Source organism: Pseudomonas taiwanensis DSM 21245, assembly GCF_000425785.1.
GTDB classification, from domain to species: domain Bacteria; phylum Pseudomonadota; class Gammaproteobacteria; order Pseudomonadales; family Pseudomonadaceae; genus Aquipseudomonas; species Aquipseudomonas taiwanensis.
On the sequence record NZ_KE384452.1, the window covers coordinates 116,655 to 132,215 of the forward strand.

The 15,561-nt window shown below is 57.6% G+C and carries 11 protein-coding genes and 1 tRNA gene; 7 read left to right on the forward strand and 5 right to left on the reverse strand.

Going from position 1 to position 15,561, the window contains the following annotated elements; all coding sequences use genetic code 11:
• Positions 1 to 201: 201 nt before the first annotated feature.
• Positions 202 to 278, reverse strand: a tRNA-Val gene (locus H620_RS0123945).
• Between the two features lie 201 nt (positions 279 to 479).
• Here H620_RS0123945 and H620_RS0123950 point away from each other — a divergent pair.
• Positions 480 to 1,763, forward strand: coding sequence for an NAD(P)/FAD-dependent oxidoreductase (locus H620_RS0123950; protein WP_023381253.1), 1,284 nt, complete (start codon positions 480 to 482; stop codon positions 1,761 to 1,763).
• Positions 1,764 to 1,841: 78 nt separating this feature from the next.
• On the opposite strand, the gene H620_RS0123955 is transcribed toward H620_RS0123950, so the two are convergent.
• On the reverse strand, positions 1,842 to 2,504 hold the full coding sequence (locus H620_RS0123955) for a peptidase C39 family protein (RefSeq protein WP_023381254.1): 663 nt from the start codon (positions 2,502 to 2,504) through the stop codon (positions 1,842 to 1,844).
• A 213-nt stretch (positions 2,505 to 2,717) separates the two neighbouring features.
• Between H620_RS0123955 and H620_RS0123960 the strand changes: the two genes are divergently transcribed.
• On the forward strand, positions 2,718 to 2,897 hold the full coding sequence (locus tag H620_RS0123960; protein ID WP_023381255.1) for a hypothetical protein: 180 nt from the start codon (positions 2,718 to 2,720) through the stop codon (positions 2,895 to 2,897).
• Between the two features lie 48 nt (positions 2,898 to 2,945).
• On the opposite strand, the gene H620_RS0123965 is transcribed toward H620_RS0123960, so the two are convergent.
• Both H620_RS0123965 and H620_RS0123970 read right to left on the reverse strand, forming a co-directional pair.
• Entirely contained in the window at positions 2,946 to 3,698 is a 753-nt protein-coding gene (locus tag H620_RS0123965; RefSeq protein ID WP_023381256.1) for a TerC family protein, read from the reverse strand.
• Positions 3,699 to 3,722: 24 nt separating this feature from the next.
• Entirely contained in the window at positions 3,723 to 3,962 is a 240-nt protein-coding gene (locus tag H620_RS0123970) for a hypothetical protein (protein WP_023381257.1), read from the reverse strand.
• Positions 3,963 to 4,097: 135 nt separating this feature from the next.
• Here H620_RS0123970 and nhaR point away from each other — a divergent pair, with 135 nt between their 5' ends.
• The 3 genes from nhaR (at position 4,098) to H620_RS0123985 (ending at position 7,111) form a co-directional block, all read left to right on the forward strand.
• Positions 4,098 to 4,991: a transcriptional activator NhaR gene (gene nhaR, locus H620_RS0123975; RefSeq protein WP_023381258.1), complete on the forward strand. Its 894-nt coding sequence runs from the start codon at positions 4,098 to 4,100 to the stop codon at positions 4,989 to 4,991.
• A gap of 128 nt (positions 4,992 to 5,119) precedes the next feature.
• Entirely contained in the window at positions 5,120 to 6,331 is a 1,212-nt protein-coding gene (gene sstT, locus H620_RS0123980; protein ID WP_023381259.1) for a serine/threonine transporter SstT, read from the forward strand.
• Positions 6,332 to 6,463: 132 nt separating this feature from the next.
• A complete protein-coding gene (locus tag H620_RS0123985) occupies positions 6,464 to 7,111 on the forward strand; it encodes a YceH family protein (RefSeq protein WP_023381260.1) in 648 nt (215 codons plus the stop codon).
• A 5-nt stretch (positions 7,112 to 7,116) separates the two neighbouring features.
• Here the strand turns inward: H620_RS0123985 and H620_RS0123990 are convergent, their stop codons facing one another.
• Positions 7,117 to 7,305 carry a hypothetical protein gene (locus tag H620_RS0123990; protein ID WP_023381261.1) on the reverse strand — a complete coding sequence of 63 codons (189 nt, stop codon included), beginning with the start codon at positions 7,303 to 7,305 and terminating at the stop codon, positions 7,117 to 7,119.
• Positions 7,306 to 7,710: 405 nt separating this feature from the next.
• Here H620_RS0123990 and H620_RS0123995 point away from each other — a divergent pair, with 405 nt between their 5' ends.
• Entirely contained in the window at positions 7,711 to 10,254 is a 2,544-nt protein-coding gene (locus H620_RS0123995) for a dermonecrotic toxin domain-containing protein (RefSeq protein WP_027908175.1), read from the forward strand.
• 236 nt (positions 10,255 to 10,490) lie between these two features.
• A complete protein-coding gene (locus H620_RS0124000) occupies positions 10,491 to 14,978 on the forward strand; it encodes an NEL-type E3 ubiquitin ligase domain-containing protein (protein ID WP_162144469.1) in 4,488 nt (1,495 codons plus the stop codon).
• Positions 14,979 to 15,561: the final 583 nt, after the last annotated feature.

Sequence of the window (15,561 nt, forward strand, 5' to 3'; positions counted from 1 at the left end):
GCCGTGCAATAAAGCGCAACTGTAGGAGCGAGCCTTGCTCGCGATGCGCCGCACAGGCGGCGCCCTTCTGAAGCCCCGCGAGATCTATGGCAGCTGCCCTGCCTCCACCACAGACGAGCACGCATGAACTTTTCTTGCACAAGCAAAAAGGGCGACCCCTTCGGATCGCCCTTCATGTGCCCGAAAGCCGGGACTTTTGTTTGGTAGGCACAATTGGACTCGAACCAACGACCCCCACCATGTCAAGGTGGTGCTCTAACCAACTGAGCTATGTGCCTGTCGATGTGGGCGCATTCTACGCGTTCCGAAACCGGTGTCAACTGTTTTTTTCCCGCTAACCCACTGAATCTTAAAAATATTTAGAGTCCAGGCGCTGGCAATGCGAGTAAAGGATTTTCAACGGACGACTAGCGGGTGTTTATTATTATTGATAGCATCGGTACATTCGTTAAAAATATAAAACACGAGGTTCCTCGAGCATGGCCAATACCCCCTACCCCCAGTCCTACTACGCCGCCTCGGCTAACCCGGTGCCGCCACGTCCGGCGCTGCAGGGTGAGGTGGAAACCGATGTGTGTATCATCGGTGCCGGCTACACCGGCCTGTCCAGCGCGCTGTTCCTGCTGGAAAACGGCTTCAAGGTGAGCATCGTCGAAGCCGCCAAGGTCGGCTTCGGCGCTTCGGGCCGCAACGGCGGCCAGATCGTCAACAGCTACAGCCGCGACATCGATGTCATCGAACGTACCGTCGGCCCCAAGCAAGCACAGTTGCTGGGCCAGATGGCCTTCGAAGGCGGCCGCATCATTCGTGAGCGCGTAGCCAAGTACAACATCCAGTGCGACCTGAAGGACGGTGGTGTTTTCGCCGCCCTCACCGCCAAGCAGATGGGTCACCTGGAATCGCAAAAGCGCCTGTGGGAACGCTTCGGTCACACCCAGCTGGAACTGATGGACCAGAAGCGCATTCGCGAAGTCGTGGCGTGCGACAACTACGTCGGCGGCATGCTGGACATGAGCGGCGGCCACATCCACCCGCTGAACCTGGCCCTGGGCGAAGCCGCCGCGGTCGAGTCGCTGGGCGGCATCATTTATGAGCAAACCCCGGCCGTACGTATCGAACGCGGCGCCAATCCGGTCGTACACACCCCGCAGGGCAAAGTGCGCGCCAAGTTCATCATCGTCGCCGGTAACGCCTACCTGGGTAACCTGGTCCCGGAACTGGCCGCCAAGTCGATGCCATGCGGCACCCAGGTGATCACCACCGAACCGCTGGGCGACGAGCTGGCGCGCACCCTGCTGCCGCAGGACTACTGCGTCGAGGACTGCAACTACCTGCTCGACTACTATCGCTTGACCAGCGACAAGCGCCTGATCTTCGGCGGCGGCGTTGTCTACGGTGCACGTGACCCGGCCAACATCGAAGCGATCATCCGTCCGAAGATGCTCAAGGCGTTCCCGCAACTGAAGAACGTCAAGATCGATTACGCCTGGACCGGCAACTTCCTGCTGACCCTGTCGCGTCTGCCGCAGGTCGGCCGTATCGGCGACAACATCTACTACTCGCAGGGTTGCTCAGGCCATGGCGTGACTTACACCCACCTGGCAGGCAAGGTGCTGGCAGAGGCCCTGCGAGGCCAGGCTGAGCGCTTCGATGCCTTCGCCGGCCTGCCCCACTACCCATTCCCGGGTGGCCAGATGCTGCGCGTGCCATTCAGCGCCATCGGCGCCTGGTACTACAGCCTGCGCGATCGTCTGGGCTTCTAACGGTTCATCGCCGGCGCACCGGTTCCTACAGGTTTCGCGTAACCCTGTAGGCGCCGGCTTGCCAGCGATCAGGCCACGTTACCTGCCCAGGCTGCTCACCGCCTGCTTGGCTGCAAGCTCCTGGCCTGCCCGAGCCAGTTCATCTGCCGCCTGCAACCAGCGTTGGCGGTCCACTTGGGCCGGCAACTGCCGCGGTGGCTGCACCAGCACCGCCCAGCTCCCCTCCTTGACCCAGGCCGCCTCGAAATCATCGAACGCCATCAACTCCCGGCGATGCATGCCTGAGCGCAGCAGCACCCGTTGTTTGTAACGGTCATAGCCGATCAGCACCGCGTAACGCGGCTCGCCCCACCAGGCCGCACCCTCCTCGTAGCGCAGCAACACCGGATTACCCGCAGCCACCTGCACCAGCAAGGCGTCCAGGCGCTTGTCCAGTGGATAGACGACCATGCCGTAATCCCTGGCAACGCGAGGAATGCCGGTATCCAGCGACTCGGCGGCCTGGGGCAGGTTCAAGGGCTTGTCCAAAAGGCCTGGCGTGATCGGTGCGCCTTGCTGCGAGAGCACCGCCGCCAGGGCCATGGCGCCGCTGTGGTTGGCATTGCCACGGTAGAACGGCACGCTGCTGATTTCGACACGCTGCGGCAAGCCCTTGAGAGCGGCCGGTGGCGCACTGGCACAGCCCGTCAGGCTGACGGCCAGCAGACACGCGGCCAGCCATTTGAAGGATTTTTGCTCCATGGACACTCACTTGTTCCAGCGCCGGACAGGCACGCCCGGCTGTGGTCGTCGATCATAGGTCGGACAGCCTCGCGGGTATAGTCCGACCCACCGTAGGAACGAATCGGACCAAGCAATAGACTTAAGGTCAATGGAACGTCACAGGGCGCGAGCTAGACTAAAGCAGTGTCTGGAAGGCAAAGCCTTGCGCTGGCCCGAGAGAAGGAGGCACCTATGAGCCTGACCATGGCAATTCTCATGCTGGTGGGCATGTGGCTGAGCGTCGCAGCCGCCATGCTGTGGGGTGTACTACGAATCGTGCGGCGTCGTGCCCATCATCACCCTCTGCCGCCGCACACCTTGCCCACGCCACAGCCGGCCCGGCGCGCGCGCCGCCATGCTGGAGCGCACTGACCTGCAGATACGTCGAGGCCCGCTCACCGGCGGGCCTCGGTCCATGCATCAGCCTTCAGCCATCTCACGCTTGACCCGCGCACGGCGAGCCATGATGTTGAGGATCTCGATCAGCGTCGAGAAGGCCATCGCCGCATACACATAACCTTTCGGTACGTGGGCGCCCATGCCCTCGGCGATCAGCGTCATACCGATCATGATCAAGAAGCCCAGCGCAAGCATCACCACGGTCGGGTTGTCGTTGATGAACTTGGCCAACGGGTCGGCTGCCACCAGCATCACGATCACAGCACTGATCACGGCGATGATCATGATTGGCAAGTGTTCGGTCATGCCCACGGCGGTGATGATGCTGTCGACCGAAAACACGATGTCCAGCAGCAGGATCTGCCCGATCGCCGCAGCGAAGCCCAGCGTCACGGTGGAGCCCGCCTTGGCTTCTTCCTTGGCGCCGCGCGGGTCGACGTTCTCGTGAATTTCCTTGGTCGCCTTCCACAACAGGAACAGGCCACCGGCGATGAGGATCATGTCTTTCCACGAGAAGCTATGGCCGAACACATCGATCACCGGCTCGGTGAGCTGGACGATCCAGGCCACGGTGCTCAGCAACGCCAGGCGCATGACCAGGGCCATGCTGATACCGATGCGCCGCGCCTTGGAGCGATACTCCACCGGGAGCTTGTTGGTGAGGATGGAGATGAAGATCAGGTTATCGATACCCAGGACGATCTCCATCGCCACCAGCGTGGCCAGGGCGACCCAGGCGGTTGGGCTTGCGACGAGTTCCAGCAAATATTCCATTTTTCAATCCTGCTCGGGTCTGGGTCAGATGTCCTGGGTCTTTGCGTCGGGCTCGGTGCTCTTGGGCTTGTGCCCTTCGGAACCGATGGCTTCATGCAGCGCCTGCTGGGCCGCTTCGTTGGTCTTGTCGATGGCTTGCTTGGCCGACTCTGCAGCCTGGTCGAGCATTTGCTGGGCGGATTTCTCGGCCTGATCGCACCCGCTCATGGCAAACAGTGCCAACACCAGCACCAGGGGCGTACCGATGGATTTGAGTTGCAGCATGGGTTCCTCGCTTGTCGAAAACCGGGCGGCGCGCACTGCGCCTGATGGGGTCGCATTCTAAAGAGTGCGATACATCAGAAAAATTCGTATTTTCAGCAGTTATACTTCGGTTTTTACGAATATTGGAAATACCCCGTGCTCAACTATCGCCAGTTGCATTACTTCTGGGCCGTGGCCAAGACCGGCAGCATCGCACGTGCCAGCGAACAGCTGAATCTCACACCCCAGACCATCAGCGGCCAGATCAGCCTGTTCGAGCAGACCTACGGCCTAGAGCTGTTTCAGCGCGTCGGACGCCAGCTGGAACTGACCGAAACCGGCCGCCAGACCCTGGCATACGCCGAGCAGATGTTTCAGATCGGTGGCGAGCTGGAGGCGCTGCTGCGGGCAGGCCCGCAAGAGCAGATCCTGTTCCGTGTCGGCGTGGCGGACGTGGTGCCCAAATCCATCGTCTATCGCCTGCTGGCACCGACCATGGAATTGGACAACGCACTGCGTATCAACTGCCGCGAAGACAAGCTGGAACGGCTATTGGCGGACCTGGCGATCCAGCGTCTGGACCTGGTTATTTCCGACAGCCCGATGCCCAATCACCTGGATATCAAGGGTTACAGCCAGAAGCTGGGGGAATGCGGGCTCAGCTTCTTCGCCACACCGGCATTGGCCCAGCGCCACAAGGGGCCCTTTCCTGCATGCCTGCAGGACGCGCCGCTGCTGATTCCGGGCCAGGAAACGGTGGTGCGCAGTCGCCTGATGCGCTGGTTGAGCGAGCAGCAGGTGCAGCCGCGGGTCATCGGCGAGTTCGATGACAGTGCACTGATGCAGGCCTTCGGGCAGTCGGGTAGCGGTATTTTCGTGGCCCCGAGCGTGATCGCCGATGAAGTATGCCGCCAGTATGGGGTCGAGCTGGTTGGCCAGACCGACGCGGTGCACGAGTCGTTCTACGCGATTTCAGTCGAGCGCAAGGTCAAACACCCTGGGATCGTGGCGATCACCGAAGGCGCGCGGCGAGAGCTTTTTCACTGGTAGAAGGCGCTGCACCCCAGTGCGGCAAACCGACGCGCCGCCGTTATCGCCGGAGCCGGACTGCCGGCGATAACGGCCAAACGGTCTGTGGTAAAGTCGCGCCCTTTCACAATAACGAGATACTGCTTCACATGACCCCTGTTCTTCGCCTACTCAACCGCACCAGCCTGGTGACGCAGATCGTCATCGGCCTGGTTGCCGGTATCGCTCTGGCGCTGCTTGCACCAGCCATCGCCCGCGACCTGGCTTTCCTCGGCAAAGTGTTCGTCAGCGCGCTCAAGGCAGTGGCGCCGGTGCTGGTGTTCATCCTGGTCATGGCTTCGATCGCCAACCACCGGCACGGCCAGGAAACCCACATCCGCCCCATTCTCTGGCTGTACTTGCTGGGCACCTTCGCAGCCGCAGTTGTGGCCGTGGTTGCCAGCATGCTGTTCCCCTCGCAACTGGCATTGAGCACCGGCGAGGCAGCGCTCAGCGCCCCGGGCGGCATCGGCGAAGTGTTGCAGAACCTGCTGCTGAGCGCTGTCGACAACCCGATCAATGCGCTGCTCAACGCCAACTTCATCGGCATTCTGACCTGGGCCATCGGCCTGGGCGTGGCCCTGCGCCATGCCGGCGACACCACCCGTACGGTGGTCGAGGACCTGTCCAATGGCGTGACCCTGATCGTTCGCGTGGTGATCCGCTTCGCACCACTGGGCATCTTCGGCCTGGTCAGCTCCACCCTCGCCCAATCGGGGCTGAGCGCCCTGCTCGGCTACCTGCACCTGCTGGCGGTGCTGATCGGCTGCATGCTGTTCGTGGCGTTGGTGATGAACCCGCTGATCGTGTTCTGGAAGATACGCCGCAACCCATACCCGCTGACCTTGCTGTGCCTGCGCGAAAGTGGCATCACGGCGTTCTTCACCCGCAGTTCGGCGGCGAACATTCCGGTGAACCTGGCATTATCCGAGCGTCTTGGCCTGCATGAAGACACCTACTCGGTATCGATTCCGCTGGGTGCGACCATCAACATGGCCGGCGCGGCGATCACCATCACCGTGCTGACCCTGGCAGCGGTACACACCCTGGGAATTCCTGTCGACCTGCCGACCGCCGTGCTGCTGAGCGTGGTCGCGGCCATCTGTGCCTGTGGCGCCTCCGGGGTAGCGGGCGGTTCGCTGCTGCTGATCCCGCTGGCATGCAGCCTGTTCGGCATTCCCAGCGAGATCGCCATGCAGGTGGTGGCGGTCGGCTTCATCATTGGCGTGCTGCAGGATTCAGCCGAGACCGCGCTGAATTCGTCGACCGATGTACTGTTCACGGCTGCCGCGTGCCAGGCAGAAACGCAACGCAGTGCATGAATGACGCTGGGCCGCCATGCGGCCCAGCGCCTACAGGTTCGGTTGATGCTTGGCCGACGATGAAGCCAGTGATTGCCTAAGCCTGGCGCTTTACCTACGCTAGTGGCCCTCCCCCAGTAACGAGACAGGGTCATGTCAGAACACGAAACCGCAGGCGCAGGCCGCTTCAACAGCGTCGAGATCCGAATCCTCGGCTCGTTGATCGAAAAGCAGGCCACCAGCCCGGAAAGCTACCCGCTGACCCTCAACGCCCTGGTTCTGGCGTGCAACCAGAAGACCAGCCGCGAGCCGGTCATGAATCTGACCCAAGGCCAGGTTGGCCAGGCCCTGCGCGCCCTCGAAGGCCAGGACATGACCCGCCTGCAGATGGGCAGCCGTGCCGACCGCTGGGAACAGCGCGTGGACAAGGCGCTGGAACTGGTACCGGCACAGCTGATACTGATGGGACTGATGTTCCTGCGCGGCCCGCAGACCCTCAACGAGCTGCTCACGCGCAGCAACCGCCTTCACGACTTCGACGATACCGAGCAGATCCAGCACCAACTCGAGCGTTTGATCTCACGAGGCCTTGCCCTGCACCTGCCGCGCCAGGCTGGCCAGCGCGAAGACCGATACACCCATGCGCTGGGCGACCCGGCGGAAATCGAGGCGATACTCGCCGCACGCCAGCAGGAAGGTGGCGGGCGTGGCAGCGCCAGCAACGTATCGGAAGAGCGGATCGAAGCCCTGGAAGCCCGGATTGCCGCTCTGGAAGCGCGCCTGTCCGAACTTGGCGGGTGATCCGTTCAATTATCCGGTTCGGGGAAGTTGCGACAACTCTTGCGCTCAGCAAGCTCGCGGTCGCTCGGGCGCTGGTCGACGAACACCGTGCGTCCGTCGGCGTAGATTTCCAGATAGCCCCAGTGCAGGTCCTGCTCTTTCTGGCCGGGCTTGGGTGGCACGAGCCACCAGGGTTCGCGGCTGATCAGGGTCATGGCTGAGATTCCTGAGGGTGTCTGGACTTAATGATAGACACCCTCGGTCATCACAAGCCCAATCGCCGCGCGATGCAGCACTTACAAGCACTTGGCGGCTGAAAACCACCCTTGCGGCGTCAAGACGCTGCTCATTCCAGGCGCGCGGTAATATGCTCGGAATTTCCCTAGTGTCCTGTCTCGGAAATAAGCTGTTCACTTTTGGCGGCGTCCTGGGCTTTCGGCCTGCGTTGCCACTCCTCGCCATAGCCCTGCTATGACTCGTCGCGGCGCCTTTGCCGAACACCCAGGCCACTCGCCAAAAGAGAACGTATTTCCGAGACAGGACACTAGATACATCTACCGCACGTAAGTTAAGCGTTGAGCGAGGATGGCCACTCGATCCCAGACATCAAGTGGCTACCCATGAGCAGCATCAAAGAGAAATTGCAACGCAAGCTAGACCTGCTGGACGGCGGACGAAATCTGGTTCAGCTGATCGATGGATTCATTGACGAGTATCCAGACCCCTATCTGCTAGCCAAACAGCATGCCGCCGATATACTCCTCAAGCGCATTGGCAAGGCTGTAGACCCGCGCTATGTCTGGTGGCATCAGTTCACAACGGCCAGCAGCAGCCCTCGGAGTTTTACCGGCTGGCAGCATAGTGGGCCGCCGCAGAAGTCAGTGCCCTTCACGGAACTGGTGGCTCAGCGATTCGACCTTCCGTTTCAGGATGCTACGGATGAGCTGAACGTGTATGGAGGTTTCTACAAGGAGGGGGCACAGGCCCACTATTTTGATGAAACCAATGAAATCCCCATGCTGCCGAGTGATGTGCAAAAGGACTTTTGGGCGCTAGATTTCGCCGAGATATACCGAGCCAAGGTGACACGCTTCTGGGCCGAACGTGACGTTGCGTTTCGTGTGTTAGCCAAAATCAACCTGCTTGGGGAGTGTGCAAAGGCTGTTCTGGCACGGCGTATCACCGAAGCAGAAGCAGCTGCCTTGCGCGGCATTGTGGTCCCTGAGTTGGAAGCTAGAGAGCTACCGTCCTTGACGCAGTTACAGGCTAACCACTCGACTGTTTCTTTGACCACTTACGCGTACGAGCTTGGCCATGTTGAGTACGCATGCTTCTTCACCTTCGGTTCAAGCGGTGGGCGGGTAACGCTGTACCGTCCTTGGGCTAAAGAAGCGATTCAGGGGTTCGACAGCGAGTTGGCCATGGCTGCCTGGCTACGTCAGCAGCTACGTGATCAACAAACCATGGCTGAGTTTCTCGCGGCAGCGTTGGTCGATCCTGGCGAGCAGCCTGAAGTCAGTAATGTTCGGGTGGTTTTACAAGGCATTGCCAACAGTCGTTCCGACCAGGCCGCCTTGGCACTTCTTCACTTCAGACGCGTTTCAATCAGCGATGATTTTTTTGTTCATATCGCCCGACGGGCGCGTAATGATATGGAGCGTAGCGCTGCTGCATTGCTCAACAATGCTGGATTACGCAAGGCGATGTTGAGTGGGTACCTCTCGGCATTCTTGAATGTCTTTGCGGGCTTTACTCCCTTAGGATGGCCGATGTCACTGGCGCTGCTAGGTGCGGCATTGGGCAGGTTGGGTTTGGGGGTGGATGCAGCAGTGCATGCTACCAGTGAGGAGGCACGTAAGTCTGCATTGCGCCAAGCCATGCTTGACTGTTTGTTCGCCGCCTTGAATCTTACAGAAATAGGATTTCAGTCGACGTTCGCCTCCCTAGCGTATGAGGCGCCGTTCCATGAGACCAGGGCCTCCCTGGCTCGATGGCAAGTCGCCAGAGAGCCGGATCCCATCCTGGCCGGACGTGAAACGAATCAGTTGATCGAAGGAGAACTGGCGACGGACGGCCGTCTAAGGGGGGTACGTGTCGACGAAAAAGGCGATTGTTGGATCGAGATGAACGGTTTGACATACCGTGTCCGATACAGTCACGAATTGTCAACGTGGTTGATCGTTCCGCTGGACAATCCCTTTGCGCTTGGCCCACTATTTCCTGTTCGTGTAAATGATGGAGGCGATTGGCATCTGTTGGTGCCACCAGAGCGCGAAGCCCCACCTGCGGTGATCGGCATGATCAATGAGACGTCGCAGTTCTGGGATGAATACACGGCAACTCATGTAATTCAAAGTCAGAAATTTTCTGCACAGGCCCGGGCGCGTCAGAAGAAACTATTGGAAACTCAGTCCATCCTTATCTTGGGCATTAACGAACTCCCTGCCGAAGATGAACATGGCATCTACTGCGTAAGATTTGGCAATACGTTTGAGTACACATATCGAGAAGCAGATGGTCAGTACGCTAACGAGCTGATCAAGTACTATACGGATGAAGCCTCCTCGGTCAACGACATATTGCGACAGGGTATACACAAGTACACGGACTCGGTGGATTACATCAATGACCTGGCCACCACGCTTGAGAGACTACCCAAGAACAATGAAGTGAACCTGTATCGTGGAGGACATGGGGGGCGAGGTACCAGCGGCGAACATTTTCGTAGTGGCCGGCTTAACGTCGGCGATATTTTGGTCAATACTGACCTGACCTCATGGACCGAAAACCCCTTCATGGTTCGACACTTCGCAGCCTCACGCCATCTCGACGCCAATGGTTGGACTAGTGTCTTCGATGACACCTCCGTCGTTTTCGAATTGCCCGCCCACCGCTATAATAGCGGGATTCCGATTAGTGCCTTCTCATTGTATTGGGATGAGGCTGAAACACTTTTTCTACCAGGGCACTACTTCAAAATAGACAAATTATCTCACGTGCATGGGGAGCGTTATCGTTTCATTCAGGTGACGCTGAGTCAGGTTGTCAGGCCGGTAGCCAGGCCTGTGTATGACTTACGCACGGGTGCTCCATTCGATAGGGCTGCATTTGTTGAACGGGTGAAATCACCGGACTTGGCAAACCGATTCTTCCCCGACCAATGACTTTTTACCTCTTGCGCTGTCGTAGATTTGCGAAATCAACCTGACACCTTAGTGCCTGTTTCAAATGCCAACTCCCTGAAGAAACTCGGCCTTGTAACTGTCGCATCCAAATGCGGTATCTATGCAATACGACCCATTGCCCAGGCCCTATAAGATTATGCTGTCGAATAACTTATCAGGGCTTACACATGCGAACCGAGCAAGATCGAGAAATGACAGTGGTCGAGCCACTGGCGATGGAGCGGGCCTTTCAAGACAGCTTTATCGCCAAACGGCTGCCGGCCTGGCTCAGGTCGGCCAATCCTGATCAACTGACCGCATTGGGAACGGCACTGCGTCAAAGCCTTATCACCCGCCATCACCTGAGCGAAAGACTGGCGCGCATCCAGAGTATCGACAGCTTCGCGATCACTACATTGGAGGCTGCACTCAAGGAGCGCTTCGGCGACGAGTATGACGTTCGGCGCTGGACCCTCATCGTTGGCGAACGCGAGCCGATCATAAACCAGCTGCCGGTTGGCTCACACTTGACTGAAGCAATCTACAAAGATGTACCGCTAATTGAGGCTGTACTGCGTAACTTTACCCTCGCTGAAACCGAGGCCAATGGACAGCCTCGAGGTAATCGTCTGACAAGTGCTCGGCAGGGTACTATCAGACCGCCAACAGCCATAGAATTTGCTAGGTTCTGCCGAGAAATTGATGTGGGAGGGCAGTACCAACGTCATCTCGATGAAGTTCTTCAGTCTCACACTACCCCTGATCATTCTGAGACGATGCCAGAGCTGCTCGCCAGCTCGCATCGATATGCCATGCTGGTCGATGCTTATGAGGCAAGACTCAAAGGAAGTTTGTCCGAGAGGGAATTTCAGTTGATTTCCGGGATGTGTAACGAGGATACCCTTGGACGCCTGGATGGACATCCTGTGGTGGCCAAGCAACTCACCTTGTTGGGTTGCAGGCTTGAGCAAATCGTAGTGCTTGATGTCATTGATGAAGGCCTGATTCGAAATGTGACGCGGCGAGTTCTGGTACATATTCCTGGCGATTCGCATGGGGCTTGGTGTGTCTTCGATAGTCTGCGAGCGTTTGCCAATGCATTAGGCAGAAGGTTGCGCTCGGGTGATTACCAGAAATTTTTCAGTCAATTTGTGCGACGCCGCGATAGCCAGCTGTTCTTTTCAGTCGTAATTGCTGCCTATGCGGATTTGGTGACGACAGCCAACTTCGACCTCGAAGAGCATATGTACGCCTACCCAATGCCACTTTTCGAAAGTTTGGCAACAGCGCGAATTCGCCAAATTAAAGATGATGCGGCGATGATTGCTGTGCCAACTAGCGATGTGGACCGGCGGGTTCAGCAAGACCATGACCAGCGTCTTGCCGCCGAAGGCTGGACACTGCTCAATGTTGCCGGTTTCTTTATCCCGATCATCGGCGTGGGACTTTTGACAATCACAGCATGGAAGCTATTAGGAGAGACCTTTCATGGTATTGCCGCATGGCGGCACGGCGATACCAGTCAAGCGCTCGACCATCTGATCAACGTAGGGACAGATCTTGCTGTCATTGGAGCGCTCGCAACTGGAGTGACTGTTGCCAGCCGTGTATGGAATCGTTCATCTGTGGTTGATAGTCTTGTTCCTGCACAACTGGAAGATGGTACCGTTAAACTCTGGAACCAGGACTTGGTGCCGCTGCGTAGCGACAGTGTTCTTAACGGTGCAGAACGGGACGCACAAGGTATCTACCGACTAGGAGGTCAATGCTGGGTTGAGATGGATGGCCATTACTATCCGGTAGTGCAACATATCACTGACGGTGAGTGGCGGATACAGCCGAAAGAAGGGCACGGCCCGATGCTGAGCCACAACGGTGCTGGTGCCTGGCGACTATGGTGCGAGCAACCTGATGAGTGGGATAATGTTCATGGGATGTTTCGGCGGTTTGGCGGTGAATGTCGAGCGCTTGACGATGAACAAATTGATCACGTACTCAATGCTCACACATTGAACGCTGATAATCTTCGGGCCATGCACATGCATGGTTTAGCTCCCGATGCGGCACTGTTGGACAGCGTTATGCGTCTACGGCTGGACCAGCGTATTCGTGACGTAGTTCGTTGTTTACGCTCGGGCGAAGATGTAATCGACTTGCCTCTGTTGAAGTTTGCTCAACGCTTACCCGGTGCAGGCGGTTTGAATGGCAGCGCATTGGCGGATGCTGCCTGGACACAACGTCGGCAATGGTTCCAGGCCGCATATACCAGCTTCCAGGACACCGCGCAAAGTGGAGCGGAAGCGCTGCGTCGACTGTTTACGAGCCTGCACGGTCCTGCTGCAAATGAACTGATACGCGCGGCGACCATCGCCGATCGCCAGCAATTGCAGTCAACGGGTAAGGCTTCTCTGTCCCTTGCTGAAGCAGCGAGGGCCAGTGTGGTCCGAATTCGAACTGCTCGGGCTTATGAAGCACTGGTTGCCGACACTCCTCAGAATGCGGACGTGGCAAGGGTTGTTCTTTCCATGCTTAAACACTTGCCTGGTGCTGCTACTGGCGTGCGTTGGCGCCTAATCGAGGGCGCTGTCGATGGCCCAGAATTACTGCAGACTGAAGTAGGTATGCAGGCTTTTGGACTCATTCATCAGCAGGGGATGTTTCAACTGGTTGATACCCATGGGACATTGTTAGGTGAGCCAGGAGAACTTTTCGATGTCATGACTGCGGCTTACAGTGAGCGTCAGCGTGCAGCGATGGGCCTTTCGGATCCGATCACTCAGAACCTGAGGGTATCTGTCGGGAGGCAGATGATTCGCCGTCGCCAAGAGGTCGAAGTGCTGTTCGGAAAACAACAGCGCATTGGCTGGTTCAAGTTACCCCAGCGGCTGACGGATGGGCGTATGGGCTATTTGTTGAGTGGTCGAGGCCTGGCAGGTAGAGCGCGTGGTCGCAGGCCACGTTCGTTGTTCGTGATGGTCCGTGACCTGTATCCAACCTTTAGCGATGAGCAGGTGAATACCTGGATCAACAACACGCGCGGTGCTGGGCTACAGGTAGAGGCTGAGTTGGCCAGGCTGAGGCATGAACTTGGCACCCTGAATAGCCATCTGCATCATTGGCAGAACCGTGCTAGTACAACCACGTCACAAACGAGCCGACGTTACATTCGAGAGTCACTGCTTAACTGTTGGCGCCGCCGGGTAAACACCGGAGTCAATATCAGTGAGCAAGCCGTCAACTATCGCTATGGCCTGCATGGCTTGGGGCTGGAAGCACTACCGGATCTTCCAGCGGGAGTGAGCTTTGCTCATGTATCAGAGCTGGCATTGTTAGGTATGGCATTGACATCGCTGCCTGACAGCTTCTTGAGTGCCTTCAGGAACCTCAGGACTCTGGAGCTTTCTGGTAATCGATTGACGCGCTTGCCACAGGCCTTGATCCAGATGACGCATCTTAGAGAGTTGGAACTGGTTAACAATCAGATCGTGCTGGATCCAGGGCAGTCCACGATTCTAGCAAGCTGCGAATCACTCGAGTATCTCAACTTATCATACAACCCACTTGGGCGCTCGTTCTCCGTGAGTGGGATGCGTCGGTTGCGTATCCTGTATTTAACCCACACTGGCATCACCGATATACCGAATGCACTTGTGACTCGGCCAGATCTCACTCTTGCGGATTTACGAGGGAACCAGATTACTCAATTGCCGGCGCCGTTCTATGCTGCTCCAGGCTGGGTCCGGCGGGTCATACTGCTGGCGAACAACCCTCTTTCTGCTTCAGAAGCCGTACGCTTGCGAGCCTCACAGATAGGGTTGCGTGCAGTTTCCGAAGAGGAAGCTGTTATTCAGACTCCAAGGTCGGTTCGACAGAGTTGGCTCGATGTAGCGCAATCTCCCATGCGAGGCGACATGTCTGTGTACTGGGAATATTTGCAGATGGAGCCAGGGTCAGGTGACTTTTTCGGCTTGCTAGAGCGCCTACGTGAGACAGCGGATTTCCGACAGAATGGTCACGCACTGGCGAACCGGGTCTTCACCATGATCAGACTTATGTACGGCTATACCAGTCTGCGTGAAGATCTGCTGACTCATGCCACTGAAACATTGACCTGTCAGGATAGTGTGGCCCTATGTTTCAGCAATTTGGAGTTGCGGATGCTGGTGTGGCAGGCACAGTACGCCGTTGAGGGCCAGCAGCGTGCACTACTCTCACTTGGCCGGCAGCTTTGGCGGTTGGATGAGGTTGATAGGATTGCACTGGAGGATATTCGCGCACGAAAGGCGGCTGGGGGGGAGCCGGATGAGATCGAAGTTGCTCTGGCATATCGCGTTGCCTTGCGTGATGAGCTTGATCTACCTGCACAACCTAACGATATGCTCTTCGGTTTAGATGCTGAACTGGAAATGGATCGAATTTTCGAAGTACGTAATCAAGTGATGGAAAGAGAGACGGATAGTGCTGTAGCTAGTTCCATGGTTGCACGGGATTTTTGGCAGGAGTATTTGTTGCGTACTCAAAGTGCTAGATTCGATGCGGTTGATGCACCGTTTCACGCCAGGCTGGCTGCTGTGATGGATGATACGGCGATTCAAGACGGTGGGCGTGTGATGCAAATGAACAACATTAGGGATGAGCGGCTGGCAGCACAGCGCACGTTGATGCACGAAATTACATTAGCTGCGCTGCAAGAAAATCGCAGATCGACAAGCGTCGACACTTGATGAGTGATGGGGCAGGGTAAAACCTGCCCTTCATTCAATGAATGCGATCAAGCCACTGCGATTCTCTTTTTAGAATTCCATTGCAATCGATCCGGGGGTGGTGGCGAATACCGCTTGACATTACCTTGCGAACGAAGTTCCGCAAGGCTCGTGAGTGTGCATGAGTGTCATATCGCTTTGGTTTGCCGCTAGGTGCAGGCGCTCACTCAGCCACATCACTTGCGCGGCCTTTTGGTACAACTCTGGAGTCGACACGCTGACATGTGGCCGCAGAAGCGCCAGGCTGCTTTGGCGCATACCATCGCGCAAGGGCTGGACCCAACCGTGGCGCAAGCCAAGTACCTGTGCGACTTTCCACCAGCGTGGGCTTTTCAAGAAAGCATCTTTCGTCCAAAGTACGGGAGCATGCGACCATTGGCGATCATGAGGTCTGAAGTCCAGTGCTGCCTGGACCAGCCTCAGACCACCCGGTAGTAGGTTACCCACGTAGACCTCGTGGCTTGCGCAGCTGTAGCTGAAGCTATAGAAGTGAAATCCCAGTTCATCGGCGAGCGCAGGGATCTCCTCAAGCAAGGCGGATGGC

Excerpts from the sequence above, each read along its gene's own strand:
- H620_RS0123955 (WP_023381254.1), bottom strand. The coding sequence starts at position 2,504 with ATGGAGCAAAAATCCTTCAAATGGCTGGCCGCGTGTCTGCTGGCCGTC.
- H620_RS0124000 (WP_162144469.1), top strand. The coding sequence starts at position 10,491 with ATGGAGCGGGCCTTTCAAGACAGCTTTATCGCCAAACGGCTGCCGGCC.
- H620_RS0123970 (WP_023381257.1), bottom strand. The coding sequence starts at position 3,962 with ATGCTGCAACTCAAATCCATCGGTACGCCCCTGGTGCTGGTGTTGGCA.
- H620_RS0123960 (WP_023381255.1), top strand. The coding sequence starts at position 2,718 with ATGAGCCTGACCATGGCAATTCTCATGCTGGTGGGCATGTGGCTGAGC.
- sstT (WP_023381259.1), top strand. The coding sequence starts at position 5,120 with ATGACCCCTGTTCTTCGCCTACTCAACCGCACCAGCCTGGTGACGCAG.
- H620_RS0123950 (WP_023381253.1), top strand. The coding sequence starts at position 480 with ATGGCCAATACCCCCTACCCCCAGTCCTACTACGCCGCCTCGGCTAAC.
- H620_RS0123995 (WP_027908175.1), top strand. The coding sequence starts at position 7,711 with ATGAGCAGCATCAAAGAGAAATTGCAACGCAAGCTAGACCTGCTGGAC.
- H620_RS0123985 (WP_023381260.1), top strand. The coding sequence starts at position 6,464 with ATGTCAGAACACGAAACCGCAGGCGCAGGCCGCTTCAACAGCGTCGAG.
- H620_RS0123990 (WP_023381261.1), bottom strand. The coding sequence starts at position 7,305 with ATGACCCTGATCAGCCGCGAACCCTGGTGGCTCGTGCCACCCAAGCCC.
- H620_RS0123965 (WP_023381256.1), bottom strand. The coding sequence starts at position 3,698 with ATGGAATATTTGCTGGAACTCGTCGCAAGCCCAACCGCCTGGGTCGCC.